This is a genomic window from Bradyrhizobium sp. Ken51, from assembly GCF_055807435.1.
On record NZ_JBVVPB010000004.1, the window covers coordinates 230614 to 256061 of the forward strand.

22 protein-coding genes, 1 tRNA gene and 1 pseudogene are annotated in these 25448 nt (G+C 63.3%); 16 read left to right on the top strand and 8 right to left on the bottom strand.

Annotation, left to right across the window (positions count from 1 at the left end):
- Positions 1-189 precede the first annotated feature (189 nt).
- Positions 190-1326, bottom strand: coding sequence for an alpha-hydroxy acid oxidase (locus AC0L27_RS10495; protein ID WP_473318878.1), 1137 nt, complete (start codon positions 1324-1326; stop codon positions 190-192).
- Between the two features lie 149 nt (positions 1327-1475).
- Between AC0L27_RS10495 and AC0L27_RS10500 the strand changes: the two genes are divergently transcribed.
- From AC0L27_RS10500 to AC0L27_RS10550, 11 genes are all read left to right on the top strand, one after another.
- Positions 1476-1643, top strand: coding sequence for a hypothetical protein (locus AC0L27_RS10500; RefSeq protein ID WP_007596725.1), 168 nt, complete (start codon positions 1476-1478; stop codon positions 1641-1643).
- A 219-nt stretch (positions 1644-1862) separates the two neighbouring features.
- Positions 1863-3206: a phosphoglucosamine mutase gene (gene glmM, locus AC0L27_RS10505; RefSeq protein ID WP_275172491.1), complete on the top strand. Its 1344-nt coding sequence runs from the start codon at positions 1863-1865 to the stop codon at positions 3204-3206.
- Between the two features lie 124 nt (positions 3207-3330).
- Entirely contained in the window at positions 3331-4581 is a 1251-nt protein-coding gene (locus AC0L27_RS10510) for an MFS transporter (protein WP_354208162.1), read from the top strand.
- A gap of 234 nt (positions 4582-4815) precedes the next feature.
- Complete coding sequence (locus AC0L27_RS10515; protein ID WP_275172493.1) at positions 4816-5652, top strand: outer membrane protein; 837 nt, start codon at positions 4816-4818, stop codon at positions 5650-5652.
- A 167-nt stretch (positions 5653-5819) separates the two neighbouring features.
- The gene (locus tag AC0L27_RS10520) at positions 5820-6647 is read left to right on the top strand and encodes an outer membrane protein (RefSeq protein WP_473318881.1); all 828 of its coding nucleotides are present in this window, start codon (positions 5820-5822) and stop codon (positions 6645-6647) included.
- 70 nt (positions 6648-6717) lie between these two features.
- Entirely contained in the window at positions 6718-7308 is a 591-nt protein-coding gene (locus tag AC0L27_RS10525) for a glutathione S-transferase family protein (RefSeq protein ID WP_354208158.1), read from the top strand.
- 25 nt (positions 7309-7333) lie between these two features.
- Complete coding sequence (locus tag AC0L27_RS10530) at positions 7334-7798, top strand: GNAT family N-acetyltransferase (protein WP_354255167.1); 465 nt, start codon at positions 7334-7336, stop codon at positions 7796-7798.
- Positions 7799-7969: 171 nt separating this feature from the next.
- Complete coding sequence (locus AC0L27_RS10535; RefSeq protein ID WP_231170993.1) at positions 7970-8161, top strand: hypothetical protein; 192 nt, start codon at positions 7970-7972, stop codon at positions 8159-8161.
- 79 nt (positions 8162-8240) lie between these two features.
- Positions 8241-9413 (top strand): phosphoserine transaminase, encoded by a 1173-nt coding sequence (locus AC0L27_RS10540; RefSeq protein WP_354208154.1) that lies wholly within the window; start codon positions 8241-8243, stop codon positions 9411-9413.
- Positions 9414-9547: 134 nt separating this feature from the next.
- Positions 9548-11137 carry a phosphoglycerate dehydrogenase gene (gene serA, locus AC0L27_RS10545; protein WP_354208152.1) on the top strand — a complete coding sequence of 530 codons (1590 nt, stop codon included), beginning with the start codon at positions 9548-9550 and terminating at the stop codon, positions 11135-11137.
- 270 nt (positions 11138-11407) lie between these two features.
- Complete coding sequence (locus AC0L27_RS10550; protein ID WP_275172497.1) at positions 11408-12580, top strand: thiolase family protein; 1173 nt, start codon at positions 11408-11410, stop codon at positions 12578-12580.
- An 85-nt stretch (positions 12581-12665) separates the two neighbouring features.
- On the opposite strand, the gene AC0L27_RS10555 is transcribed toward AC0L27_RS10550, so the two are convergent.
- The 4 genes from AC0L27_RS10555 to AC0L27_RS10570 all read right to left on the bottom strand — a co-directional run bounded on the left by AC0L27_RS10555 (position 12666) and on the right by AC0L27_RS10570 (position 14600).
- Positions 12666-13571 carry a hypothetical protein gene (locus tag AC0L27_RS10555; RefSeq protein WP_085348788.1) on the bottom strand — a complete coding sequence of 302 codons (906 nt, stop codon included), beginning with the start codon at positions 13569-13571 and terminating at the stop codon, positions 12666-12668.
- A gap of 120 nt (positions 13572-13691) precedes the next feature.
- Positions 13692-13844, bottom strand: a complete 153-nt coding sequence (locus AC0L27_RS10560) for a hypothetical protein (protein ID WP_354061644.1) — start codon at positions 13842-13844, stop codon at positions 13692-13694.
- Positions 13845-14141: 297 nt separating this feature from the next.
- A complete protein-coding gene (locus AC0L27_RS10565) occupies positions 14142-14369 on the bottom strand; it encodes a hypothetical protein (protein WP_354208149.1) in 228 nt (75 codons plus the stop codon).
- A 42-nt stretch (positions 14370-14411) separates the two neighbouring features.
- Positions 14412-14600 carry a hypothetical protein gene (locus tag AC0L27_RS10570; RefSeq protein ID WP_354061648.1) on the bottom strand — a complete coding sequence of 63 codons (189 nt, stop codon included), beginning with the start codon at positions 14598-14600 and terminating at the stop codon, positions 14412-14414.
- A 151-nt stretch (positions 14601-14751) separates the two neighbouring features.
- On the opposite strand from AC0L27_RS10570, the gene AC0L27_RS10575 reads away from it, so the two are divergent.
- On the top strand, positions 14752-16755 hold the full coding sequence (locus AC0L27_RS10575) for a BTAD domain-containing putative transcriptional regulator (RefSeq protein WP_354208147.1): 2004 nt from the start codon (positions 14752-14754) through the stop codon (positions 16753-16755).
- Positions 16756-16758: 3 nt separating this feature from the next.
- Here AC0L27_RS10575 and AC0L27_RS10580 read toward each other — a convergent pair whose 3' ends face one another.
- The 3 genes from AC0L27_RS10580 to AC0L27_RS10590 form a co-directional block, all read right to left on the bottom strand.
- A complete protein-coding gene (locus tag AC0L27_RS10580; RefSeq protein WP_354255160.1) occupies positions 16759-17226 on the bottom strand; it encodes an MAPEG family protein in 468 nt (155 codons plus the stop codon).
- Between the two features lie 254 nt (positions 17227-17480).
- The gene (locus tag AC0L27_RS10585) at positions 17481-18524 is read right to left on the bottom strand and encodes an AI-2E family transporter (RefSeq protein ID WP_354208143.1); all 1044 of its coding nucleotides are present in this window, start codon (positions 18522-18524) and stop codon (positions 17481-17483) included.
- A 332-nt stretch (positions 18525-18856) separates the two neighbouring features.
- Positions 18857-22264, bottom strand: a complete 3408-nt coding sequence (locus tag AC0L27_RS10590) for a PAS domain-containing sensor histidine kinase (protein ID WP_473318891.1) — start codon at positions 22262-22264, stop codon at positions 18857-18859.
- 651 nt (positions 22265-22915) lie between these two features.
- Between AC0L27_RS10590 and AC0L27_RS10595 the strand changes: the two genes are divergently transcribed.
- From AC0L27_RS10595 to AC0L27_RS10610, 4 genes and pseudogenes are all read left to right on the top strand, one after another.
- The gene (locus tag AC0L27_RS10595; protein ID WP_275172505.1) at positions 22916-23347 is read left to right on the top strand and encodes a phasin; all 432 of its coding nucleotides are present in this window, start codon (positions 22916-22918) and stop codon (positions 23345-23347) included.
- Positions 23348-23539: 192 nt separating this feature from the next.
- Positions 23540-23616: transfer RNA gene (locus tag AC0L27_RS10600), tRNA-His, on the top strand.
- A gap of 776 nt (positions 23617-24392) precedes the next feature.
- Positions 24393-24890, top strand: a complete 498-nt coding sequence (locus AC0L27_RS10605) for a tetratricopeptide repeat protein (RefSeq protein WP_473318894.1) — start codon at positions 24393-24395, stop codon at positions 24888-24890.
- A 141-nt stretch (positions 24891-25031) separates the two neighbouring features.
- Positions 25032-25391, top strand: a pseudogene (locus AC0L27_RS10610) (thiaminase II/PqqC family protein); the annotation flags it as partial.
- Positions 25392-25448 lie beyond the last annotated feature (57 nt).

Below are 25448 nucleotides of genomic sequence, written 5' to 3' on the forward strand. Positions count from 1 at the left end.
CTTCAGTGTCGTCCCGCCGAAGGCCGGGACCCATACCGCGTGATCTATCGTTGGGCGCAGGTCTCAGTACCGCGCGAAGGCTGAATAACTACCGATCTTCGCCAAATTACTCGCTGTGGCTATGGGTCCCGGCCTTCGCCGGGACGACGGCTGAGTTAGAAGCGGCTGTTTTTCGCCACACTACGACGGTCACATCGCGATGATATGTTCGTCAATCTCGTCAATCTTGTTGACGCCGCACAGGCCCATGGTGGTGAGCAGCTCTTTCTGGATAATGTCGATCGCCTTGGCGACGCCGGCCTGGCCGCCGGCGCCGAGGCCATAGGCGTAGGCGCGGCCGATCATGCAGGACTTTGCACCGAGCGCGAGCGCGCGCATCACGTCCTGGCCGGAGCGGATGCCACCGTCGAACATGATCTCCATCCTGTCACCGACCGCCTCGGCGATCTCGGGCAGCACCTCGATCGATGACGGCGCGCCGTCGAGCTGACGGCCGCCGTGGTTCGAGACGACGAGAGCCTGCGCGCCCGTCTTGGCGGCTTTCTCGGCGTCCTCGACGTCCAGAATGCCCTTGATGATCAGCTTGCCCGGCCAGATGCTGCGGACCCACTCGACGTCTTTCCAGTTCAACGATGTGTCGAACTGCGACGCCGTCCACTCCGCGAGGCGATTGAGGTCCCCGGTGTTCTTCACATGGCCGGCGATGTTGCCGAAGGTGCGGCGCTTGCCCTGGAGCACGCCCGACACCCAGGTCGGCTTGGTGGCAAAGTCGATCAGCTTCGAGAGCGACCATTCCGGCGGAACCGTCATGCCGTTCTTGATGTCGGCGTGGCGCTGGCCGATGACCTGGAGATCGACTGTCAGCACCAGCGCGGAGCATTTCGCCGCGATCGCGCGCTGGATCAATTCCTTGATGAAGCCGCGGTCCTTCATCACGTAGAGCTGGAACCAGAACGGCTTCTCGACACTGGCCGCGATGTCCTCGATCGAGCAGATCGACATGGTCGACTGCGTGAACGGGATACCGGCGGCTTGCGCGGCGCGGCAGGCATGGATCTCGCCATCGCCATGCTGCATGCCGAGTAGGCCCACCGGCGCGAGTATCAGCGGCATGGTCGAGGGCTCGCCGAGGATCGTGGTGGAAGTGTCGCGTTTGGAGACGTCGACCAGGATGCGCTGGCGGAACTTGATTGCCTGCATGTCATCGCGGTTGGCGCGCAGCGTTTCCTCGGCGTAGGAGCCGCGGTCGCAATAATCGAAAAACGCCTTCGGCACGCGGCGCTGATGCAGTGTGCGAAGATCGTCGATACAGGTGATGTGCTTCATGAACGTTTCCCCGGCCCGGATTGTATCGGAAGAGTCTGCATCGGAAGTCTTGTAGCGGAAGAGGCTTGCATCGGAAGATCGAGGGGTCATCTAGCATGGTTGGATGCACAGCCAAATCGTTTGCAAATCGTTTTGAAGAGGAGGGCGCCATGACCAGGCCGCACACCGGACCGACGCCGGAAGAGATCAAGGAGAAGCATGATCTTGAGGAGGCGCTGGAGGAAGGTCTGGAAGAGACCTTTCCGGGCTCCGATCCCGTCAATGTCACCCAGCCGGCGCCGAGCCGCGGGGACGGCCATGTGAAGCGCTCGGACTAGCGCGGGTTCCGGCCTGTTCCGGCGACCTGGCCGGAAATATAATGTTAACAGGACGTTATCGGAGCCCGGGCACCCCCGGTTCCGTAATGATTCATCATATTTTTTGAAGCCAAGTTAGCTGCGATGGCTTTATAAGAACTCAGCAAATCAGGGATGCGGGTCCCGCTTGGGCACCCGGAGGTTGTATTGGGGATCCCTGGTTGTTGCGTGGGGGACGATATGAGCCGCAAATATTTCGGGACGGACGGGATTCGGGGCCGCGCCAACGGACTGATCACGCCGGAGCTCGCGCTCAAGGTCGGCCAGGCCGCAGGCCTCGCGTTTCAGCGCGGTGACCATCGCCACAGGGTCGTGATCGGCAAGGACACCCGCCTGTCCGGCTACATGATCGAATACGCGATGGTGGCGGGCTTCACCTCGGTCGGCATGGATGTGCTGCTGGTCGGCCCGATGCCGACGCCGGCGGTCGCGATGCTGACCAAGTCGATGCGCGCCGATCTCGGCGTGATGATTTCCGCCTCGCACAATCTGTTCGAGGACAACGGCATCAAGCTGTTCGGCCCGCAGGGCTTCAAGCTCTCCGACGATGTCGAGAAGCAGATCGAGCAGCTGCTCGACGAGCCCATCGACAAGCGTCTCGCCCAGAGCGCCAGTCTCGGCCGCGCCCGCCGTATCGACGGCGTGCATGATCGCTACATCGAATTCGCCAAGCGCACGCTGCCGCGCGATCTGTCGCTCGACGGCCTGCGCGTCGTGGTCGATTGCGCCAATGGCGCCGCCTACAAGGTGGTGCCGGAAGCGCTGTGGGAGCTGGGCGCCGACGTGATCCCGATCGGCGTCGAGCCGGACGGCTTCAACATCAACAAGGAATGCGGCTCCACCTCGCCGGAAGCGCTGTCGAAGAAGGTGCGCGAGATGCGTGCCGACATCGGCATCGCACTCGACGGTGACGCCGACCGCGTCATTCTGGTCGACGAGCGCGGCCACATCGTTGACGGCGACCAGCTGCTCGCGGTGATCGCGCAGAGCTGGAAGGAAGACGGCCGGCTGTCGCGATCGGGCATCGTCGCCACCGTGATGTCGAACCTCGGCCTCGAGCGCTTCCTCAATGCGCAGGGGCTCGATCTCGTGCGCACGCCGGTCGGCGATCGCTACGTGCTCGAGCAGATGCTGAACGGCGGCTACAATCTCGGTGGCGAGCAGTCCGGCCACATCATCCTGTCCGATTACGCCACCACCGGCGACGGCTTCGTTGCCGCATTGCAGGTGCTTGCCGTGGTGCAGAAGCTGCGCCGGCCGGTGTCGGAAGTCTGCCACCGCTTCGATCCGCTGCCGCAGATCCTGAAGAACGTCCGCCACAAGGGCGGCAAGCCGCTCGACAATTCCGACGTCAAATCGGCGATCTCCGACGGCGAGCAGCGGCTCAACGGCCACGGCCGTCTGCTGATCCGCTCCTCCGGCACCGAGCCGGTGATCCGCGTCATGGGCGAGGGCGAGGATCGCATCCTGGTCGAGGACGTCGTCGATACCATCGTCACCGCGCTCGGGCAGGCCGCGGCTTAAGGCGCATCGCGAAGCACGATCGTAGCCCGGACGCATCCCAGCCATCGACGATTGGCGGTGGATCGGTCGCCGCGCGCAGCGTAACTAGCAGGTCGCGGCAATGTGCCGCGCCTGGATCGATCCATTGAACAAGCCTGTCGTCGTCTCAGAGGAAACGCTGACCGAGCCCGTCATCGTCAGCGACGTGACGCCGGCGGCGAAGTCAGCGGCAGGGCCGGCCTATGTCGTGCTGGCCGGCATCAGCTTCTCCCACTTCCTCAACGACACCATGCAATCGCTGATCGCCTCGGTGTATCCGATCCTGAAGGACACCTACGCGCTCGACTTCGCGCAGATCGGCATGATCACGCTGGCCTTCCAGTTCACGGCCTCGCTGCTCCAGCCGGTAGTCGGCCACTACACCGACAAGAAGGCGCAGCCTTATTCGCTGTCGATCGGCATGGCCTCGACCTTCTTCGGTCTGTTGCTGCTCAGTGCCGCCCACCAATATCTCGTCATCCTCGTCGCCGCCGCGCTGGTCGGCCTCGGCTCGGCGGTGTTTCATCCGGAGTCGGCGCGCATCGCGCGGCTCGCCTCCGGTGGCCGCTACGGTTTTGCGCAATCGGTGTTCCAGCTCGGCGGCAGTTTCGGCACCTCGATGGGACCGGTGCTCGCCGCGCTGATCGTCGTGCCGTTCGGGCAGGGCAGTATCGCCTGGTTCTCCTCGATCGCCTTCCTCGCGATCCTCATCCTCTGGCGCATCGGCCGCTGGTACGAACCGCAGATCAAGGCGAAGAAGACCGCGGTCGCTCAAGCCCATCCCGACGCGCCGAACTCGCGTCGAGTCGTCGTTGCGCTTCTCGTGCTGGTGGCATTGCTGTTCTCGAAGCAGCTCTACGTCTCGAGCCTGTCGAGCTACTACATCTTCTATCTGATCGACCGCTTCGGCGTGTCGACGCAAGCCGCGCAGATGTATCTCTTCATTTTCCTCGCGGCGAACGCGGTCGGCGCTTTTCTCGGTGGACCCTTGGGCGATCGCTTCGGCCGCAGGATCGTGATCTGGATCTCGATCCTGGGGGCGCTGCCGTTCACACTGGCGCTACCCTATGCCGGGCTCTACGCGAGTGCGGTGCTGTCCGTGATCATCGGCCTGATCATCTCCTCGACGACGTCGTCGATCATCGTGTTCGCGCAGGAGCTGGTGCCGCATCGCTTCGGCATGATCTCCGGCGTGTTCTTCGGTGTCGCGTTCGGCATCGGCGGCCTTGGCGCCGCCGTGCTCGGCAAGCTCGCCGACCACACCTCGATCGCGTTCGTCTACCAGGTCTGCGCCTACCTGCCGGCGATCGGCCTGCTCGCGGTGTTCCTGCCCAAGCTGCCGCGGCACGCGCGTTAATATATCCTGTCTTGCTGCAACGCGGCCTCATACATCGTTAGGAAATGCGGCGAAGGGGTCGCATTTGGCGCTGCATTTTGCAACGCTCGCGCCGCACGCGCGTGTGAGTAGAGAAAAAATCAACCTTAAAAATTAGGGTTAAGTGGCGCTTAAACATTTGCTGGCATCGTCCCGACCGTGAGTTTCCAGAACGTGAGGCGCCGTATTGCCTCACCGGCCAAAAGGACGAAGCCAATGCGTAGCGTTAAGTCTCTCCTTGCCGCGGGTGCGGCAACCCTGATCTCCTCGATGGCGTTCGCCGCCGACATGCCGATCGCGGCGCCCCCTCCGATGTACGCGCCCCCGGCTCCGCCCGCCGATTTCGGTGGCTGGTACCTGCGCGGCGACGTCGGCATGACCAACCAGAGCGCCAAGCGCATCGACAGCGCGACCGCGCAGGCGTTCCCGACCCAGACCGTCGGTCTCGGCTTCGATTCGTCGCCGCTGTTCGGCCTTGGCGTCGGTTATAAGTTCAACAACTGGTTCCGCACCGATTTGATCGGCCAGTATCGCGGCAAGGCCAATCTGCATGGCTCGGACAACGTCACGCTCGGAGCCGCCGATTTCGAAGCCAACAACTACTCCGGCAGCAAGTCCGAGTGGGTCGTCATGGCCAACGCCTACGTCGATCTCGGCACCTGGTGGTGCATCACCCCGTTCATCGGCGCCGGTGTCGGCGGCTCCTACAACAAGCTGAGCGGCTTCCGTGACGACGGCACCCGCATCAATGCTGGCGGTCTCTCCAACAGCGTGACTTACTTCGCCGACAACGGTAAGTGGAATCTTGCCTGGGCGGCTCATGCCGGTCTTGCCTACAAGGTCAGCCCTGGCCTAACCGTCGAACTCGCCTATAGCTACATGGATCTCGGCGACGCGAACCCCGGCAACTTCCGCGCCTATGACAATAGCATCTCTGGCGCGTCGACGATCAAGGTCAAGGACATCACTTCGCATGACGTGAAGCTCGGCGTGCGTTGGGACCTCAGCAGCCCGCCGGCCTACATGCCGCCGCCGCTCGTCACCAAGGGCTGATCGTCCGCCTGATCGGTTAGGACTTCTTAACGGCGCGGGATCATCCCGCGCCGTTTTGCTTTGCGTATTTTTCATGGCGAGCGGCGACGAAGGGCTCCGACGCAACCATTGGTTAAGGTTAACGGGCCATGATCACGAGCGAAAGTTCGAGTTCGATGGAGCGTTCGATGCGTAGGCTATTGTTGGCGGCGGCGATGTTGGGGACGGTCTCTGCGGCGCACGCGGCCGATCTCTCCGATCTTCCGATCCTGCGCGGCAGCTTCACCGACGGCTTGAGCAAGTCCAACGTCAACTGGCAGGGAAGCTATATCGGCGCCCAGGGCGGCTATGGCTCGTCGGACGAGAACTTCAGAGGCTCGACCAGCAACATGATGGCGGCGTTGTTGGCCGATACCTTGGTCGAAAATGGGATGGGCGTATCGCAGTGGAACCTCGGACTTGGCAAGGCTTCACAACGCACCAGCGGCTACGGCGCTTTCGTCGGCTACAATGCCCAGTGGGACGATGTCGTACTCGGCCTCGAGATCAGCTACTTGCATGGCAAGTTCGGTGGATCGGCGTCGGCCTCGGAGCGGCGCGTGAGCGCCCTCGCTCTGTCCGACAACAATTTTCACGACGTGACGGCGACCTCCACGTCATCGATCAACATCAGCGACATGGCGACATTCCGCGGCCGCGCAGCTTACGCCTGGGGATGCTTTCTGCCCTACATGTTCGCGGGTCTCGCACTCGGGAATGCCGACATCATCCGCACGGTCAGTGCGCAGGACCGCATCAGCGCGACCCAGCTCGGCACCTATACTCCACTCGCGCTGCTGAGCTCGACGGAGGCCCAGCATAACCATTTGATCTACGGCTACAGCGCCGGTCTTGGTGTCGACGTCAATCTGGTCGGTGGCCTGTTCTTCCGCGGTGAGTACGAATATATCCGCTTCAGCTCGGCGGTCGACACCAGCATCAACACCGTCCGCGCCGGTCTCGGCTACAAGTTCTGACGCGCCCGCGCGGGCCGATTGACAGGCCGCCTCCGTCCTGATGCTCTGTCGCTGAACGCGGGGGGCAGCGATGCGGATCTACGGCGATAGCAATTCCGGCAATTGTTTGAAGGTGAAGTGGGTCTGCAACAAGCTCGCGGTGCCCTACCAGTGGATCGAGATCGACACCCGCAAGGGCGAGAGCCGTACGGCGCAATTCCTCGAGATGAACGGTGCCGGCCAGGTGCCCACCGTTGCTTTCGACGACGGTCGCACGCTGGCGCAATCCAATGCCATCATCCGCTATCTCGCGCGCGACAGTGCGCTCATTCCGGGCGATGCCTTCACTGCCGCCAAGATGGACGAATGGCTGTTCTGGGAACAATACAGCCACGAGCCCTACATCGCGGTGTGCCGCTTCCAGCTCGTCTATCTCGGCAAGGATGCCTCCGAGCTCGATCCTGAAAAGGTCAAGCGCGGCTATGCGGCGCTCGACCGCATGGAGCAGCATCTCTCCGGCAACCGTTTCCTCGCCGGCGATGCGGTTTCGCTCGCCGATGTCTCACTGCTGGCCTATACCCGCGTTGCGCATGAAGGCGGCTTCGATCTCGGCCGCTTTGCAGCCGTCCGCCGCTGGATCGCCGAAGCCGAGACCTGTCTCGGCCTTCCCAAGGCGCGTTAAGGCGCGCTGAGGCAGGAGTCACGTTATGAACGCCGAATCCGTCTCCATTCGTCCCGCGCGCCGCGAGGATGTTGCTGCGATCGTGGCGATGCTCGCCGACGATCGTCTCGGGAGCGCACGCGAGCGCGTCGAAGACCCGTTGCCTGCGTCCTATTACGAGGCATTCGCGCGGGTCGAGCGCGATCAAAATATCCAGCTCGTGGTTGCCGAGAGCGAGGGCAGGGTGGTCGGCTGTCTGCAACTCGCGATCCTGCCGGGTCTCAGCTCGCAAGGCGGCCTGCGCGGTCTGCTCGAAGACGTTCGCGTTGCTTCCGATTGCCGCAGCCGCGGCATCGGCGAGCAATTGGTGCAATGGGCGGTGACGGAAGCGAAAGCGCGCGGCTGCAATCTCGTCGAACTGCTGACGCATCAGACGCGAACAGATGCGCAGCGCTTCTACAAGCGGCTTGGGTTCACGGCGAGTCACGTCGGCATGACTGTCCGCTTTTGACGCAGCACGCTATGAGCCTTGCGCGATCAGCGAAATCGGATCGCGCGTACGTTCATATTAAGAGCTGATAAACCACCGCTACGGCGTTCACGTTGGTGAGGGAACGAACGGTGCTACGGGACGTCGAAACCGGGCTCGATCGGTTCGGGGATTTCGATGACAAGCTATTCGATGATCAAGGTCGGCAACGACTACGTCGTGCAGGCCAATGACAAATGTATTCTGAAAGTCGGCAGCCGTCGCCGCGCCGCGCAATTGATCAGCGAAGCCACGGACTTGTTGAACGCGCTCGCCGCCGTCGAATCCCCCAAAATCGCACCGGAGGCGCCATCACTCGCGCGTGAGGCCCCGGAACTTCCTTGACTGGTCTTCCCGATTCCCGTATCAGCCGCGGCGGGACACCTCCCCCCAACGGGAGGCTTACTATCTGGAAGGGTAGACGATGACTTTAGCGAAGCCCGCTTCGCGGCCGAACGTGCCGCATTTTTCCTCCGGCCCCTGCGCCAAGCGCCCCGGATGGAATGCCCAAAATCTCAAGGACGCAGCGCTCGGCCGTTCGCATCGCGCGAAGGTCGGCAAGACCAAGCTCAAGCTCGCGATCGATTTGACGCGCGAGGTGCTCGAAGTGCCCGCCGATTATCGCATCGGCATCGTGCCGGCCTCCGATACCGGCGCGGTCGAGATGGCGCTGTGGTCGATGCTGGGTGCGCGCCCCGTCACCACGCTCGCCTGGGAATCCTTCGGCGAGGGCTGGGTCAGCGACATCGTCAAGGAATTGAAGCTCAAGGATGTCACCAAGCTCAACGCAGCTTACGGTGAGATCCCTGACCTCTCCAAGGTCGATCCGAAGTCCGACGTCGTCTTCACCTGGAACGGCACCACCTCGGGCGTGCGCGTGCCTAACGCCGATTGGATCAGCGCGGCCCGCGAAGGTCTGACCATCTGCGACGCCACCTCGGCCGCGTTCGCGCAACCCCTCGACTGGGCCAAGCTCGACGTCGTCACCTTCTCCTGGCAGAAGGCGCTCGGCGGCGAAGCCGCGCACGGCATGCTGATCCTGTCACCCCGCGCCGTGGAGCGGCTCGAAACCTACAAGCCGGCCTGGCCGTTGCCGAAGATTTTCCGCATGACCAAGGGCGGCAAGATCAACGAGGGCATTTTCGTCGGCGAGACCATCAACACGCCGTCGATGCTCTGCGTCGAAGATTATCTCGACGCGCTGAACTGGGCCAAGTCGATCGGCGGCCTGAAGGCGCTGATCGCGCGCGCCGACGCCAACACCAAGGTGCTCGCCGACTGGAAGGCGAAGACGCCCTGGATCGACTTCCTCGCCAAGGACGCCGCGATCCGCTCCAACACTTCGGTGTGCCTGAAGTTCACCGATCCCGCGATCACCTCGCTCTCCGAGGACGCGCAGGCCGACTTCTCCAAGAAGCTGGTGGCGCTGGTCGAGAAGGAAGGCGCGGGCTACGACTTCGCCTACTACCGCGATGCGCCCGCAGGCCTGCGCATCTGGTGCGGCGCCACCGTGGAAGCCAGTGATGTCGCGCTGCTGACCCAGTGGATCGACTGGGCCTTCGCCGAGACCAAGGCCACGCTCGCCAAGGCGGCGTAAGCAAGCTTCGCTCGTCGCGTTATCTCATCTCGTCATGGCCGGGCTTGACCCGGCCATCCATCGAAGAGAATGGATCCGCGGGTCAAGCCCGCGGATGACGGTCTCAGATTTATCGACCATCAGGGATCATTCCCATGACCAAACCCAAAGTTCTCATTTCCGACGCGCTCTCTCCCGCCGCCGTACAGATCTTCAAAGACCGCGGTGTCGAGGTCGACTTCCAGCCCAATCTCGGCAAGGACAAGGACAAGCTCGCCGAGATCATCGGCAATTACGACGGCCTCGCGATCCGCTCGGCGACCAAGGCGACCGCGAAGATCCTCGAGAAGGCGACCAATCTCAAGGTGATCGGCCGCGCCGGCATCGGCGTCGACAACGTCGAGATTCCCGCCGCCACGGCCAAGGGCATCATCGTGATGAACACGCCGTTCGGCAATTCGATCACGACTGCCGAGCACGCTATCACCCTGATGCTGGCGCTGGCGCGCGAGATTCCGCAGGCGGACGCTTCGACCCAGGCCGGCAAGTGGGAGAAGAACCGCTTCATGGGTGTCGAGATCACCGGCAAGGTGCTCGGCGTCGTCGGCTGCGGCAACATCGGCTCGATCGTCGCCGACCGCGCGCTCGGCCTGCGCATGAAGGTGATCGCGTTCGATCCGTTCCTGTCGCCGGAACGCGCCAGGGACATCGGCGTCGAGAAGGTCGAGCTCGACGACCTGCTCAAGCGCGCCGACTTCATCACCCTGCACACCCCGCTGACCGAGAAGACCAAAAACATCATCGACGCGTCGGCGATCGCCAAGATGAAGAAGGGCGTGCGCCTGATCAACTGCGCCCGCGGCGGCCTCGTCGACGAGCAGGCCGTGGTCGACGCTTTGAATTCCAAGCACATCGCCGGCGCCGCCTTCGATGTCTTTGTCGAGGAACCCGCGACCAAGAACGTGCTGTTCGGTCATCCCAACGTGATCTGCACGCCGCATCTCGGCGCGTCCACCACCGAAGCCCAGGAGAACGTCGCGCTTCAGGTCGCCGAGCAGATGTCGGATTACCTGCTCACCGGCGCGATCTCGAACGCCGTCAACTTCCCATCGATCACGGCGGAAGAAGCGCCGAAGCTGAAGCCGTTCATCGCGCTCGCCGAAAAGCTCGGCTCGTTCGCGGGCCAGCTGACCGAGAGCGGCATTCTCAAGGTCGAGATCACCTATGAGGGCCACGTCGCCGAGATGAAGATCAAGGCGATCACCTCCGCCGTGCTGTCCGGCCTGCTGCGGCCGATGCTGGGCGAGGTCAACGTCGTCTCCGCGCCCGTCGTCGCCAAGGAGCGCGGCATGGTGGTCGACGAGATCGTCCGCGCCGCCCAGAGCGACTATGAAAGCCTGATCACCGTCACGGTCACCACCGAGCGGCAGGAGCGGTCGGTCTCGGGCACGGTCTATGCCGACGGCAAGCCGCGCCTCGTCGACATCAAGGGCATCCGCGTCGACGCCGAGTTCGGCAAGTCGATGATCTACGTGACCAACGAGGACAAGCCGGGCTTCATCGGCAAGTTCGCGAGCCTCTTGGGTGATGCCAAGATCAACATCGCGACCTTCCATCTCGGCCGCGTCGCGCCGGGCTCCGATGCCATCGCGCTGATCGAGGTCGACGGCGCGGTGCCGGCCGATCTGCTCGCCAAGGTGCAGGCCCTGCCGCAGGTCAAGCAGGTCAAGGCGCTGACGTTCTAATCGAGCTTTCTCCGTCGTCATGGCCGGGCTTGACCCGGCCATCCACGTCTTGCCCGGTCGGAGAGAGAACGTGGATGCCCGGGACAAGCCCGGGCATGACGAGTGGATAGAGTGATGCTCACATTGATATTCCGACCCGCGGAACAACGCCGCCCTCTCGCGAGGGCGGCGTTTTTATTTCTCCCGCGACCGCTGCACTTTGTGTACCAATGGCGCCGAGAAGACCTCGACCGACGCACCGGTCAAAATCGTTCGAAAAGGGAGAAAACAATGCGTGAAGCCGTCATCGTTTCCTATGCACGCACGGGCCTCGCGAAATCCGGCCGCGGCGGGTTCAACATCACCCCGCCGATGTCGCTTGCGGCCCACGCCATCCACCACGCGGTCGACCGCGCCGGCGTCGAGAAGGACTATGTCGAGGATTGCTATCTCGGCAATTGCGCCCATGGCGCGCCGAACATCGGCCGCCAGGCCGCGCTGCTGGCAGGAATGCCGAAATCGACCGGCGGCGTCTCAGTGAACCGGTTCTGCTCGTCCGGTCTCCAGACCATCGCGATGGCCGCCAACTCGATCCGCTCGGACGGTTCCGACTGCATCGTCGCAGGCGGCGTCGAGAGCATCTCGATGCCGGGCGGCGGGACGCCGAAGGAATCGATCGATCCCGAGCTGCTCAAGACGGCACCGGCGATCTTCATGGCGATGATCGACACCGCCGACATCGTCGCCGAGCGCTACAATCTCAGCCGTGAATATCAGGACGAGTATTCGCTGGAGTCGCAGCGCCGCATGGCCGCCGCGCAGCAGGCGGGCAAGTTCAAGGACGAGATCGTCCCGATGAAGACCAAGATGAAAGTGGTCGACAAGGCGACCAAGGCCGAGTCGATCGTCGATTACGTCGTCGACCGCGACGAGTGCAACCGGCCCGAGACCACGCTGGAAGGTCTCGCCAAGCTCGAGCCCGTCAGGGGTCCCGGCAAGTTCGTCACGGCCGGCAACGCCAGCCAGCTGTCGGACGGTGCTGCGGCCGTGGTGCTGATGGAAGCCAAGGACGCGGAGAAGCGCGGCCTCAATCCCATGGGCCGCTTCGTCGCCTGGGCGGCCGCGGGTTGCGAACCGGACGAGATGGGCATCGGCCCGATCTTTGCCGTGCCGAAGCTGTTGAAGCGCCATGGCCTGAAGATCGACGACATCGATCTCTGGGAGCTCAACGAAGCCTTCGCCAGCCAGTGTCTCTATTCGCGCGACAAGCTCGGCATCGATCCCGACAAGTACAACGTCAACGGCGGCTCGATCGCGATCGGCCATCCCTTCGGCATGACCGGCGCGCGGCTCACCGGCCACATCCTCCAGGAAGGCAAGCGCCGCAAGGCGAAGTGGGGCGTCGTGACGATGTGCATTGGCGGCGGCCAGGGCGGCGCGGGACTGTTCGAGATTTATAGCTGAGACAGACTGCAGGACTGCAAAGGGCACGGCGCCGCAAGCGCCGTGCCCTTTGTTTGAGTACCAGGTCAGGCGTGCACTCTTTGGATCACCGGTTTTGTGGGATGAAGCGGCTGAAGGAAGGTAGTCTAAGACAAAGCTTGATGATGAGGGGAAGCGCGAGGACCGGGATGACGCACGCAGCGACATAACCTTCCGCCAGCGACGGCAGACCGAAGCTCGCCGCTGCCCACACGAGCGTGACGTTGCGGTTTCCGCTCACGAGACCGATGGTACCGGCGGTTTGCCACCCCAGTCTCGCGAACGTCATGGCAGCGAGGACGCACAGACCGAAATTGAACACGATCGCCGCGGCGAGCATCACGTCGAAACGCAGGGCGTTGCTGGTCCATTGCGCCCGTATGCCTTGCGAGGTGGCAAGCCCCACGATCATGAGCCCGACAACGGCGATCCCGGTGGCGGCGCTTTGATCGGGCAGAACGGGAATCACATGACGACGAAACCTCATGGCTAAGAAGGCCACCAGGCCTGCAGCGCCGATAATGCTGAAGAGCCGGATCGCCAGCCCGCCCATGTCGAATGCAATTCCAAGTCCGAGTACCGTGGCAAAACTCGGAATCGAGATCGGTGTGAGCAAGGTCAGTGCGATGGAAACGAGCAGTGCGAGACGTGGTCGCAAACCGAGCATTCCGGCGATCGCAGCGGCGCTTCCGACCGGCGGCGCCAGCAGTGAAAGCAGAACGCCGGCCCGCAGCGCAGGATCAAGCGGAGCAAAGGACAGCAGAATCGCAGCAGCGAATGGCAGCACCAGGCCAACCCAGGCAAGCACCACGCCCATCAGGAGCGGACGAATGCTGGCTTCAGAGGGGGCAAGACCCGCCGTAAGAAACGAGCCCAGCGTCAGAAGAAATGCCGAAAAAGGCAAAAGATCGTAGCCGAGATGAGCGAAGGGAGTGATCACCAGCCCTGCGCAAAGCGAGATCACCAGGAGCATGGGTCCTTGTCCGCCAAGCGTGGACAATATCCGGCCAACGTACATATCAGCTCCTCAGGACTTGCGCATCGACGACGATGCGTCTTCAGATTTCAGTCATGTCGGCCACCATTGCGAACGTCAGAAGAATCCGGCGCTCAAATCCAGGCCGTAGGTTCGTGAGAGCACGAACACAAAGACGCACGCTGCGCACAACAAGAAGGCGTGCTTCGCCAATTCGGCACCGATGACCGAGAGGACCGTGCGGGAAATCGTGCGTATGATTGCTGGCATGTTGCCTCCTGGGTTTTCAAATCCCATGAACCGGCTGCATGTGGCGGCCGTCAGTCGGTGTGCGAAGCGAGGATCAGGGGCGGATCACCTCGCTCGGTCGACGCGCGCTGAATGAGGATCGCGCCGATCACGTGAACGAGGCCGAATCCCAGCAGAACGAGGATCATCAGGCGCGTCTCGCCGCCTGTTCGCTTTCTGTCGTGCGATGCTGGAGATCTGGCCCGAATTGGAGACGCAGCACGGTTGTGATTGTTCACGATTGTCCTCATATGCTTCGGTGTCGCTCGTCCCGATCGCCTACGGTGTCGGCGGGTTCGAAATGTAGTGGGTGACGAAATCATTGGAGGCGAGGTTGGCTTGGCGCTCTCGGGGCGCCTTGCTTATTGCCGCGAAGGCAATCACCAGCGCCATGAGCGAGCCATAGAAGGCGACCACTCCAAGTCTCCACATCGCAACCAATCGCTGTTCTTGGTCGGACGCGAGAAACCTCTGCGATTGTCTTCCCTGCTGTGCGATGTCGGTCAATGCGACCTCCTGTTTGATGGCTGTTGTGATGCCGGCGTGCGATCAGTCGCCTCCGAAAAGGAGCGGTGCGACGGGCGGCGCCGACTGCGAAGCGGCCCTGAGTGCCGGGTGTGCAAAGGTCGTCAACGCTGCGTCGAATCCGGCGAGCACCACGAATAAGCCAACGACGATCATGATGAGGTGATGCGCGCGCACGCTGACTTCCGGATGAAATTGCTCCGCGTCGATCAACCAACCGGCATCTCGTCGCGATGCGATCTGAACCCACTGTCGTCGTCGCCGGCGTCACTCGGCCGTCACCGCAGCGTTAATATTGTTCGCTAAGGCGGCAATTCGTGTAGGATGTATATCCGTGAGCGCATCTGCTTATTTTTGAGGCGGAATGACCGAAACTGCACCCGCGCCCAGCCCAAGTTTTACTCTCGCACTTCTTGGACGTTTTGAACTGATCGGGCCGGACGGCGCCGTCAGCTTGCCGAACAAGAAACTCGCGGGATTGCTGGCCTATCTGGCCTGCACGGCACCTCAGCCTCAGCACCGCGAAAAGCTCTCGACCTTGCTGTGGGGATCGCACTTCGAAGCGCAGGCGAAGCAAAACCTGCGACAGGCGCTGTTCAAGCTACGTCAAGTTCTTGGTCAGAGTGCTCTCAGGAGTGACGGCGAATTCATTTCGTTGAATGCCGTTGTGATCACCTGCGATGTGCCGCAATTCGAGCGGCTTGTCAGAAAGGGCAGCCGTGACGCGCTGACCGCGGCGGCAGATCTCTATCGCGGGCGCCTCGTCGATGACATCGCGGTCAACGCTGAGGGCTGGAGCGAGTGGCTGGCCGGCGAACGCGAGCGGTTATCGGAGCTGGCTGTCGGCGCGATGGTAGCGCTCGGCGACCAGGAGCTGTCCGACGGACGTGCCGGCGATGCCCTGCTCGCCGGCCAGCGCGCCAATGCACTCAACAGCATGCGCGAGGATGCGCACCGCCTGATCATGCGCGCGTTGTCCGCGGCCGGCCGCAACGCCGAGGCACTCAAATATTATCAGGCCGTCGTTGTCTTGCTGAAGCAAGAGCTCGGCACCGCGCCCGATGCGGCGACCACCGCCCTGGCTGCGGAATTGCGCAAGGTCCAGGAGCAGAAGATCGTTCTGCCGGCAGCGGAGCCGACGGCAGACCTTTCGCACCAGGCGGAGCACGTGTTCGGCAACGACAGGCCCTCCGTGGCGGTGCTTCCGTTCCGCAACATGGGTGGTGAAACCGAACAGGACTACTTCGCCGATGGCGTCACTGCAGACATCATCACCGCTCTATCGCGCTTTCGCGAGCTCGTGGTGATCGCGGCCGGATCGAGCTTTGCCCTTCGGGACAAGGGAATGACCAGCCGGCAGATTGCGCAGCAACTCGGTGCGCAATACGTCCTGAGCGGTCATATTCGCAAGGCGGGCAACCGCATTCGCGTCTCGGCCGAGCTCACTCATACCGGAAGCGAGGCCCAGGTCTGGTCCAATCGCTACGACCGCCCCCTGGTCGACATCTTCGACCTGCAGGACGACGTCAGCAGCAGTGTTGCCGCAGTCGTCGATCCCGCCGTTCGTAGCGCCGAGATCGAACGCGCACGCCGCAAGCCGCCAACTGATCTTTCGGCCTATGATCTGTATTTGCGCGGCCTTCACCATTTATGGGGCGGCACCCGCGAAGGTATCGTCAAGGCCATCGATCTGCTTCGGCGGTCTCTGAGCCTCGATCAGGAGCGAACGGCGACGCTGGCGGCGCTGGCTTGGGGACTCGTGATGGCTCCGCCGCTCGGCGCCAACATGTCTGCGGATGCCGCGTCCGAGGCGGTCGGTCTGGCGCGCCGCGCCGTCGAGCAGGATAGTGGGGACGCTTTCGCCCACGCTGTCTACGGCTTCACGCTGTTTGGGCCCGCCGGCGACAACGATCAGGGGCGCATTCACGCCAGCGAAGCCGCAAGGCTCAATCCGAGTTCGGCTTTCGCATGGGGTGTACTCGGAATGATCGACAGCATGGGAGGCGATTATGCCAACGCACTCGCATGCCTGCATCGGTCTCTCGTCCTTAGCCCCGAGGACAGCATGCTCCATATGTGGATGACGGGATTGACCGCGTCCTACTTTGCCCTCGGGCAGTACGAGGAGGGCGTTGCCTGGGCGCGCAAGTCGGTTCGGCACAATCCCAGCAACGGCACCGGACATCGCATGCTCGCGGCCAACCTGGTCGGGGTCGGCCGGCTGGAGGAAGCCCGCGAGGTCACCCGGGTTCGCGATGCGGCACAAAAAACGACGATCCGCGATCTGCGCGCCATGCGCTTTTTCAAGCAGCACGAGGCGCTTGAACGCTACCTTTCGGCCCAGCAGATAGCCGGCGTGGCCGACTGAGCCTCAAGCGCCGAGTGCAACGAGCAGCGTGCGCATGGTCATGAAGACCAGGATGACCGAGCCGACGGTCCACAGAATTGCGCGAATGTCGTGAATTTGCCCGGTGAGATAGGCGAGAAAATGCAGCAGGCGTGAGGCAACGTAGCCGTAGAGCAGGCATTGCGCGAGAAGCAGCGACGGCTTTGTGAGAACATAAAGAAAGCCCGCGACCAGGAAATACGGCAGGCTCTCGAGATCGTTCATCTGGATCCGGCGGATCCGCTCCACATCTTCGTTGGGAAGAAGCTGCGCCGGATCGGGCGCGGGATTCAGTCGTGTCTTCTGGATGTCCTCCGGCGAACGGTAGCCGCCCTGGGCCCTCACCATCCGGACTACGGTGAGCCACGACATCGCCACGGCCTTGAGGATGATCAAGCTGGCGGCAACGACATAGGTGGCGAAGAGGGGATCGTGAAGATTGATTCCGTCCAATTTGGTACCCCGCTCCGGCAGGGCCATACTACATGCCCGAGCGGGTTGCGCCACTACGTAAAGGCAGCCGCCAATCCAGTCCCAGCCTGATCTCGCCTTACGCCTTCGCCAGCGCCGGTCCGAACACCACCTCGATCGCGATCGGCTATCCCTTCGGCATGACCGGCGCGCGTCTCACTGGCCACATCCTCCAGGAAGGCAAGCGCCGTGCCCTTTTGCTTTCGGCGCGTGCTTGGGAATACGCCCGCGGTGACTCAGCCGTTCTTCTCGTGCGCGGCAGGTCGGAAGACCCACTCGCGCCAGACCACCAGCAACGCCGACATGATCACCGGGCCCAAGAACAAGCCCAGAAGGCCGAAGGCAGCCAAGCCTCCGAAAATTCCGACGAACGCAAAGAGAAACGGCAGCCGCGCGGAGTCGCCGACCAGGGTCGGCCATACGAAATGATCGCCGGCCAACATGACGATCGCGCCCCAGAAGAAGACGCCCGCGGCTGCGAAGCCGCTGCCTCCGCCTGAGACCAGGACCAGCGCCGCAGCGGTGAAAGCCAGCCAGGCGCCAAAGGGAAGCATGGCGAAGGCCGTGGTCAAAATCGTGAATACGATGGCATTCGGCACGCCCGCGACGAAATAGGCCACGCCGATCAATAATCCCTCGCCCGCGGCGACCAGCACCGTACCGTTCACGGTGCCGCGGATCGCGCCGACCATCTGCTCGGCGAGACCCTCTCCCGCCTCACCGAAAAGCCGATCGCAGGTTTCCAGCACGCGGCCCGAGATCGACCGGCCGTTGCGCAGCAAGACGAACAAGGCCACCAGCGAGAAGAACAGAAGAAACAGGCGGTGAAGCAGCTGGCCGCCGAAGGTTCGAAGCAATTCCGATGCGTTGTCTGCGTTGACGCTTTTCAGCCATGCGGTCGCGGCCTTGGGATCGGAAAGATTGCTGCGCCACCACTGCTCCATGCTCTCTGCGGCGATCGGAAGGCGGGCGAGCCAATCGGGCACTTCGATCCCGCTCTCTCCGGCCTGCTTCATCCAGCCCACGAGCAGATCGCCTTGTTGCGCGATCTGATAGACGGCAAGCGACATCGGCGTAAACAGGATGAGGGCGACGACGAGCGTGAAGACCAGCGGGGCCAGGCTGGAGCGGCCGGAGCTCACGCGTGCCGCGAACTTGGTGTAGAGCGGCCACAGGCTGGTTGCGAGAATCGCGGCCCAGATCAACGCGGGGAGAAATCCCGCCGCCGTCCACAACGCAAGTGCGACCAGCGCGAGGGCAAGCACGACCCGTGCGTTCATGCGCGCGCCCGCGCCCGTGGGCAGCGGCTTTCGCTCAGTTGCGGTGGGGCCTCCCTCGCTCCGCACCGTGTCGCTTCGCTTGGGCGAACGCTGCTTCGATGCCACGGATTTCGCTCGGTCGGCCATTTGAAATCACTGGGGTGCGGGAGCTGCAGTGTCGAACTGATCAGCAGGCGAAACGCTTGGTCCAGGCTTCAAGCCGCAACAAGGGGCTTCGGTTCCGTTCGGGATAAGTTGCAAGACGTGGCAGCCTTCGTCGGGCGCGGCCCGGCCGAAGCCGGCCGCAGCGCCGCCGCGGGGGTGCAGCATCGGCTGGAAATCGAGGTCGCCGCTTACGCCTTCGCCAGCGCCGGTGCGAACACCACCTCGATCAGCGAGCCGGAGTTCGCCGCGCTCTTGATGTTGAAGCGGGCGCGGTTGGCTTCGACCAGGGCCTTGGTCAGCGACAGGCTCAGCGCCGAATTGTCCTCGGCGTCGCCGGGCGGTGGCGTCCGGAACGGCTCCATCGCGGCGGCGACTTCGCGCTCGGTGAGGCCATGGCCGGTGTCGCGGATGCGAAGTGCGACCTCGCCGCGGTCGGTCAGCGCAGTCGAGACGATGACCTGGCCGCCGGCGCTGGCGAGCCGGATCGAGTTCGAGATCAAATTCATGGTGATCTGCCGCATCGCGCGCGCATCCGCGCTCACCTGCGGCAGCGCGTGGCCGAGCGAGGTGCGGATGATGATGCGCTCGCGGTTGGCCTGCGGCTGCATCACGACCACGCAGGCCTCGACCAGATCGTTGAGGTTGAGGTTGGCGAAGTTGAGGTCGAGCTTGCCGGTCTCGATCCGCGACAGCTCGAGCAGGTCGTCGATGATGGCGATGACGCGCTCGCCGGAGGCGCGGATGTCCTTCATGTACTCGCCATAGCGCTCGTTGCCGAGCGTGCCGAAGCGCTCCGAGATCATCACCTCCGAGAAGCCGATGATGGCGTTGAGCGGCGTGCGGATTTCGTGGCTGATCCGCGCCAGCATGTCGGCCTTGGCATTCGCCGCGCCGTCGACCAGACGTCGCGCCTGCGTCAGCTCGCTCTCGCCCTGCTTGCTCTGCGAGAGGTCGCGGAACACGGCGAAGAAGTTCGGGCCGTCGGGCCTGGTGCGGCCCATGATCATGGCGAGCGGAATGACGCCACCCTTCTTCTCGCGTCCCAGCACCTCGCGGCCGTGGTCGAGCAGGCTCGCGATGTCCTGGCTCTTGAGGTTTTCCAGATAGTCGATCACGACATGCTGGCTCTCCGGCGCGAACAGCGTCACCAGATTCTGCTGCATCAGCGTCTCGCCGTCATAGCCGAACAGCGCCTCGGCGCTGCGGTTGCAGGCGTGGATGTTGCCTTCGGCATCGAACATGACGATGCCCTCGGCCGTGGTGTCGAGGATCGCGGCGAGATCTTCCGCGTCGGCTTCGCCGACCTCGGGCTCGGGCGCGAAGATCTCGGGGACAATGGTCTCGGCGACGACGGTCTCTGCGATCACGGGCGCAGCCGCAACGGGCGCGGCCTGCGGCAGCGCGCAGATCAGCGCATGCGCACTCTCGCCGTCCCAGTCGATCGCGTGCAGATGCGCCTCGGTGGTCGGCAGCGGCGCTTCGCCATTGGCGAGCGTCGCGCTGATCGTGACAGGCGTGCCTGCTTGCGACGTGCTGCTGGCCGCCGCGACACCCGGCTCGACATAGAGCGCATCCAGCCCGCCGGCATTCTCCAGCGCGCTCAGGCTGGCATAGCCCATGCGCGCGAGAAACGCCGGGTTGGCATAGAGCAAGCGGTCGAGCCGATAGATCAGGATGCCGGTCGGCAGCAGGTCGAGCAGCGCGCGGTCGCGCGAGCTGTGGCCGTGCGCCGGCGGCGCGGGCGCGGTCAGCCATTCGGCCGGCGCGTGCGGCGTCTCAGCCTCAGACTTGGGCTCGGGCTCCGGCGTCGGCGCTTCGGGCGTGATCTCGGCATCCGGCGGCTCGGTCGATGCCGCGATGGTTTCCTTGTCGCGTTCGAGGCGCTCGGACAATTGCCGCGCGAGCTCGTTGAACGCGCTGTTCTCGACCGGCGTCAGCGTCGGCGGTCGCGTGTCGCCGGGCGCGCGGAACGGCAGGACATTGGGAGGCGTTTCCACTGGCGTTTCCGGATCGGTTGGATGTGAATTCGCGTCGGGTGTGGGTTCGGGCAGTTCAGCTTCAGGCTCAGGCTCAGGCTCAGGTGCGGGCGGCTCGATCGGCGGAGGCGGCGCCTCTGGCTCGGGCTCCGGCTCGACCACATCGGCGGACAGGCTTTGCGGCGCCGCCGGTTCGGCCAGCAGCTCAAAGCGCCTGAGCGCATCGAGCCGGTTGAGTCCGTCGAGATCGCGGCAGACGCCAAAACCCCTGAAGCCCGCAAAATTGCGTTCGCCGTCATAAACCGGCAGACCGGCAAGCTCGACCGGCAGATGCTCGCCGCCGTCGGCCGGCCAGTTCACGGTGATCCCGGCCCAGGTATCCTTGCTGGCAAGCGCCTGCGCCACGCGGCTTTCAGGGTCGAGCGCGAAGGTGTCGGCGATCTCGCGCCAGGGGCGGTCGAAGCCGGCCGCCGTGCGCGGCCCGATCAGGTGGATGAACTCGTCGGAGAGAAGCACAAAGCGGCCCTCTGCATCCGCCTTCCAGAGGAAGCGCAGCGGATGCTGACGCGGTGCGGGCGGCTCTTCGTGGCCCGACGGCGGCTCGACCATGCCTGTTACGGTCGGCGCGTCCTGCGGCGACACCATGGCTTCGGGCGAGTTTTCAACCGGAGTTTCTGGCGCGGCGTCGGCCGCTTGCTCGACGGCTTGCTGGATCGAGACGATCTCCGTCGCTGGCTCGCGCGCGGGCGGTTCGTGCGCGATCGTTGCTTCCGGCGCGTCGACCGGCTCGGCAAATGCATCGAACAGCGCGATTTCGGATGGCGCCTCGTGCGAGGGCGCTGCTTGCACATGCTCCGGCGCGGCGGGTGGGGCAGGGGACGGCGCAGGCTCGGACGAAGCGATGTCTTCGCGCGCGATCTCTTCAGCGGGCTTGGCTTCGACCTCCTCACTCGCAGCCGCCGCCTGCTGCACCGCAGGCTCGATCAGCGCGACCAGGCCGATATCGGCCCCGCTGCCGACCCGCTGCAGCACCATCTGGCCGATGCCGATCGGCGTCTCGGCGCGGCCCTGGCGAAGCGCGTCGCTGCGCGCTTGTTCGAGGCCGGCTTCGCCGAGATCGCGGAAGCCGAGCAGGGTGCGGGCGGTTTCGCTGGCGCCGACGAACAGGCCGTCGGGCGCGAACGCCGCCATCGGCGCCTTGGCGCCATCGACGAGACGAAGCAGCCGCTCGACCAGCGGCATGGCGCGCAAGCCCGGGTCCATCGCGGTGACAAGCACAGCGCGGCCGCCATCGGCGAACTCAAGCCGGGCACAGGCGCAGGTCATCAGCGTGCCGAGCCGCGCGCCGAAGCCGCGCAGCCGTTCGAGCCGGATCGCCCCGTTCGGAGGCAGCCGGCCGGCAAGGCGAACGATCTGGCGGCGGTGGCTGTCGGCGGGCCCGAAAGTCTTGTCCGCGAGCGCCGTGGCGTTGGCCGCGCCAAACAGTCTTGCGCCGACCGGATTGGCCCAGAGCACGCGCGTGCCGTCGATCGACCAGAGCCAGGCGGGCAGCGGGGAGGTCGCGTGCACGGCCAGCCGGGGATCGCCCACGCCTCGCAACTGGAAATCCGAACTCGTCATCCGACCGGCTTCGCGTCTCGCTTGTCAGCAAGGCTGCCGGGAATGACAGCCTTAAGAAAGGGTTAGTATCGCCCGCAGCCGCGGGCAGGTCCACGTCCCAAGCCTACGGGCCAAGGCCTAAAGCCGCGATAACCTTAATGTCCCCAGGCCCGCAAGCCGCGCCGGCGCTGCATCCGCAGGATTCGCGCGTGGCAAATGGTCAGTCGCATCAATCCAAGCTCGCGCCCCAACTCAGCTGCGTTCCCTCCCCCCTTGTGGGGGAGGGCTAGGGAGAGGGGGTAACCCAGCAAAAGGTGTCAGTCGTTGCCCCGCGGCCAAAGCGCGACAGAGAAAATCCCCATGTGGCACCCCCCTCCCTGACCCTCCCCCACAAGGGGGGAGGGAACGGAGAGAGCGCGGCCGCCGGACTCAAATACCTCAACCACCGGTTCCCCAGCTTGGGAACCTCATCCTCCCCGCGATTAAATTTGCGCAATGCACCCTCCAAACCCGTTGCGTTGCACAATGTTGACATTTTGGGCAGGCATTGGTTCGGGCGCTGGGCGAGCCATCATTCGTTTCGTGTTTCCAGTCTTCGCATCCGTCACCCGGTTGGCCGGCGGGCGCGCCTGAAGGCTCACTCCGTTTTTTCATTAGTGTGAGGGACAAACCATGACAGGTGCGACTGATCCGTTTTCTGCCTCGATCATTCCGTTCGAGGTCCCCGAGCAGATGCGTGCGTTCGCCGAAAAGGGCGTGTCGCAGGCCCGCGAGAGCTACGCCAAGTTCAAGGACGCCGCCGAGACCCACAACGGCACCGTCGAGGCCGTGTTCTCTTCCGCCCACAAGGGCGTGAGCGAATACACCGCCAAGCTGATGGAGTTCGCGAAGGCCAACACCAAGGCCCATCTCGACTTCACCCAGGAGCTGTTCAGCGTGAAGGCGCCGCAGGATGCGTTCGCGCTGTGGACCAACCATTCCAAGACGCAGCTCGAGACCTTCCAGGCCCAGGCCCGGGAGCTCGCCGAGATCACCCAGCGCGCTGCCACCGCCGCCGCCGAGCCGATCAAGGCCTCCGCCGCGAAGCTCTACCCCGCCGCCTGATCCGGCGCGGCCGTCTCAATTAAGAAACCCGGGCCTAGAGCCCGGGTTTTGCTTTGGAAATAACCTCGTTTGCGGGACGTTTTGAGGGTGTTGCGGCCTTGCCAAAAACGCCCGTTGCACCTAGTTTCCGCCCCGTCCAGCCCCCTCGGTACCGGCCCTTTCAAGGGCGCCCCCCGGGCGGCTCGCAAGGATGCAGTTGTAGCTCAGTTGGTTAGAGCGCCTGTCTGTGGAACAGGAGGTCGGTGGTTCGAGCCCACCCAACTGTACCAGTGTTGGTGGAGAGCTTTGGTTGCCCTGGCACGAGCGAGCTTCCTCGACACAGAAACACCAGCGGTCGAACGGTTACCCACCCACTTTACCAGCGCTGGCAACCCCTTTGCCGCGATGCGTTTAGGGTGCCAACAAAGCAAACCCGCCCTTACGTGAGTTAGGCAACACGACTGCACCAAATCGTCCAACGTCACCGAAATCTGGTTGTACGCGCGAGTCCTGCGCTAAGATGATCGCTTCAGTTGTGGGATTTGTCGCAAAGGTTGATTATGAATTGGCGTGATTTGCTGGTGGGAGCGTTTGTCTCTGGCATTGTCGCCATAGTGGCGGGAGTGTTCGTTTGGTGGGTTACGCGCGAGCCTACGGTAACCCCTCAGACGGAGACATTAAGGTACAATATTCAAGAGGTTGCGTCTTTTTCGCCTGGCCAAAATCGACTTGGCATCGTTGTTGTCAGAATTGCGAACACTGGTACGAGGGCCGCTCGTGATGTCCGCGGCAGCTTTGTATTGCCGAGCGGAGCGGAGATTAAGTCGAAACAAATATCGATGTCCTCTGGGCCAGCCGGCGTCTACACCGAAAGTGCCCCGGACAGTCATACCCTGAACCTGTATTTGCCCACGCTTGCTCCGACAGAGACCCTAACAGCATCGTTGCTGGTTGAAGGAAATGGTACACTCAAAAAGCCACGGGAGGATTGAGGAGTGCCGACTCGGTTGGAGCGGAAGGAGACACACAGGTCTCAATCTCTCGTCCGAGAGATTGGCGGGACTACTTGTCGAATTTGCTACCCGTGCTGGCGGGGGGCCTTGCTGCGTTAGGGGCGGGCTTCCTCTTACGGCGCAGTGTTCGCGCGTTTACTTCGACTATCTTTACGTCAGTGAACAACACCGCGTTTGTGTATTTGCAACAGAAGATGGTGCAGGAAGCGAAGTCGTTGCTCCTGAGGAAGGTTAGTACGCATGGAGCGGAACCAATCGAATTAGCAAACCTCGCGCTCGCGATGGGACTTAGCGGAGACACCGACAAAGCAGAGCGGCTATTTAAAGCTGCGGAATGGTGGGGCGCTGACGGCCATACCAAGGCTATAATTGCATACAATCAGGCAACCTTGCTTGTCGCTTCAGGTAACAACGTCGAGGCAAAAGCTAAGTTGAAAGTAGCACTGCAATTATCTCGCAGAGCGGTAGTTCGCTATTTTCGAGTCAGCCAGTATTTCGCTGAGGCAAGTACCAATGATCCAGATTTCCAAGGGATCATCTCTGGGAAATGAGCACGTCTTTGCCACTTGCTCCTAGGTGCCGCGGGACGGAGTCAGTGCAAAAACTCCACGACGTAGTGACATAATACGCCGTCACCGTGATTCTGAGAGGCGCGCCACGCCGTATGACCTCTTGTGGTTAGGGAGCGGACGGCAGTTCACCTCGCGGCGTATACACGCTACGTGCTCGACGCGGGCATGCGCGGCGATCTGCTGGCACTCAAGGTGGCGCTTGCCCCCTGCGTGATCGGGTACGCGGAGATCGCAACGCGGCTCGCCTCGCTCCCCCTCGCGGACGCTGCGACGAACGCCTACCGCGTCTGGATCGCGGAGTACGCCGGCGCGCCGTACCAGGAGGTCGCCGCCAAAGCGCGGGCGCACATGGAGCATCTCGCCGATCTCTACGCCACGCCGGCGCGCGAGGCAGAGCTGATTGCGATCTTTAGGGAAGCCACCCGACTCGAGGCAGACTTTTGGGAGATGGCTTGGCGCGAGGGCCAGCGTGTTCAATAACCCTTTCGGAGCCTGGTTCATAACCTGAAGGTCATACAATTACGAATTAGTGTGACA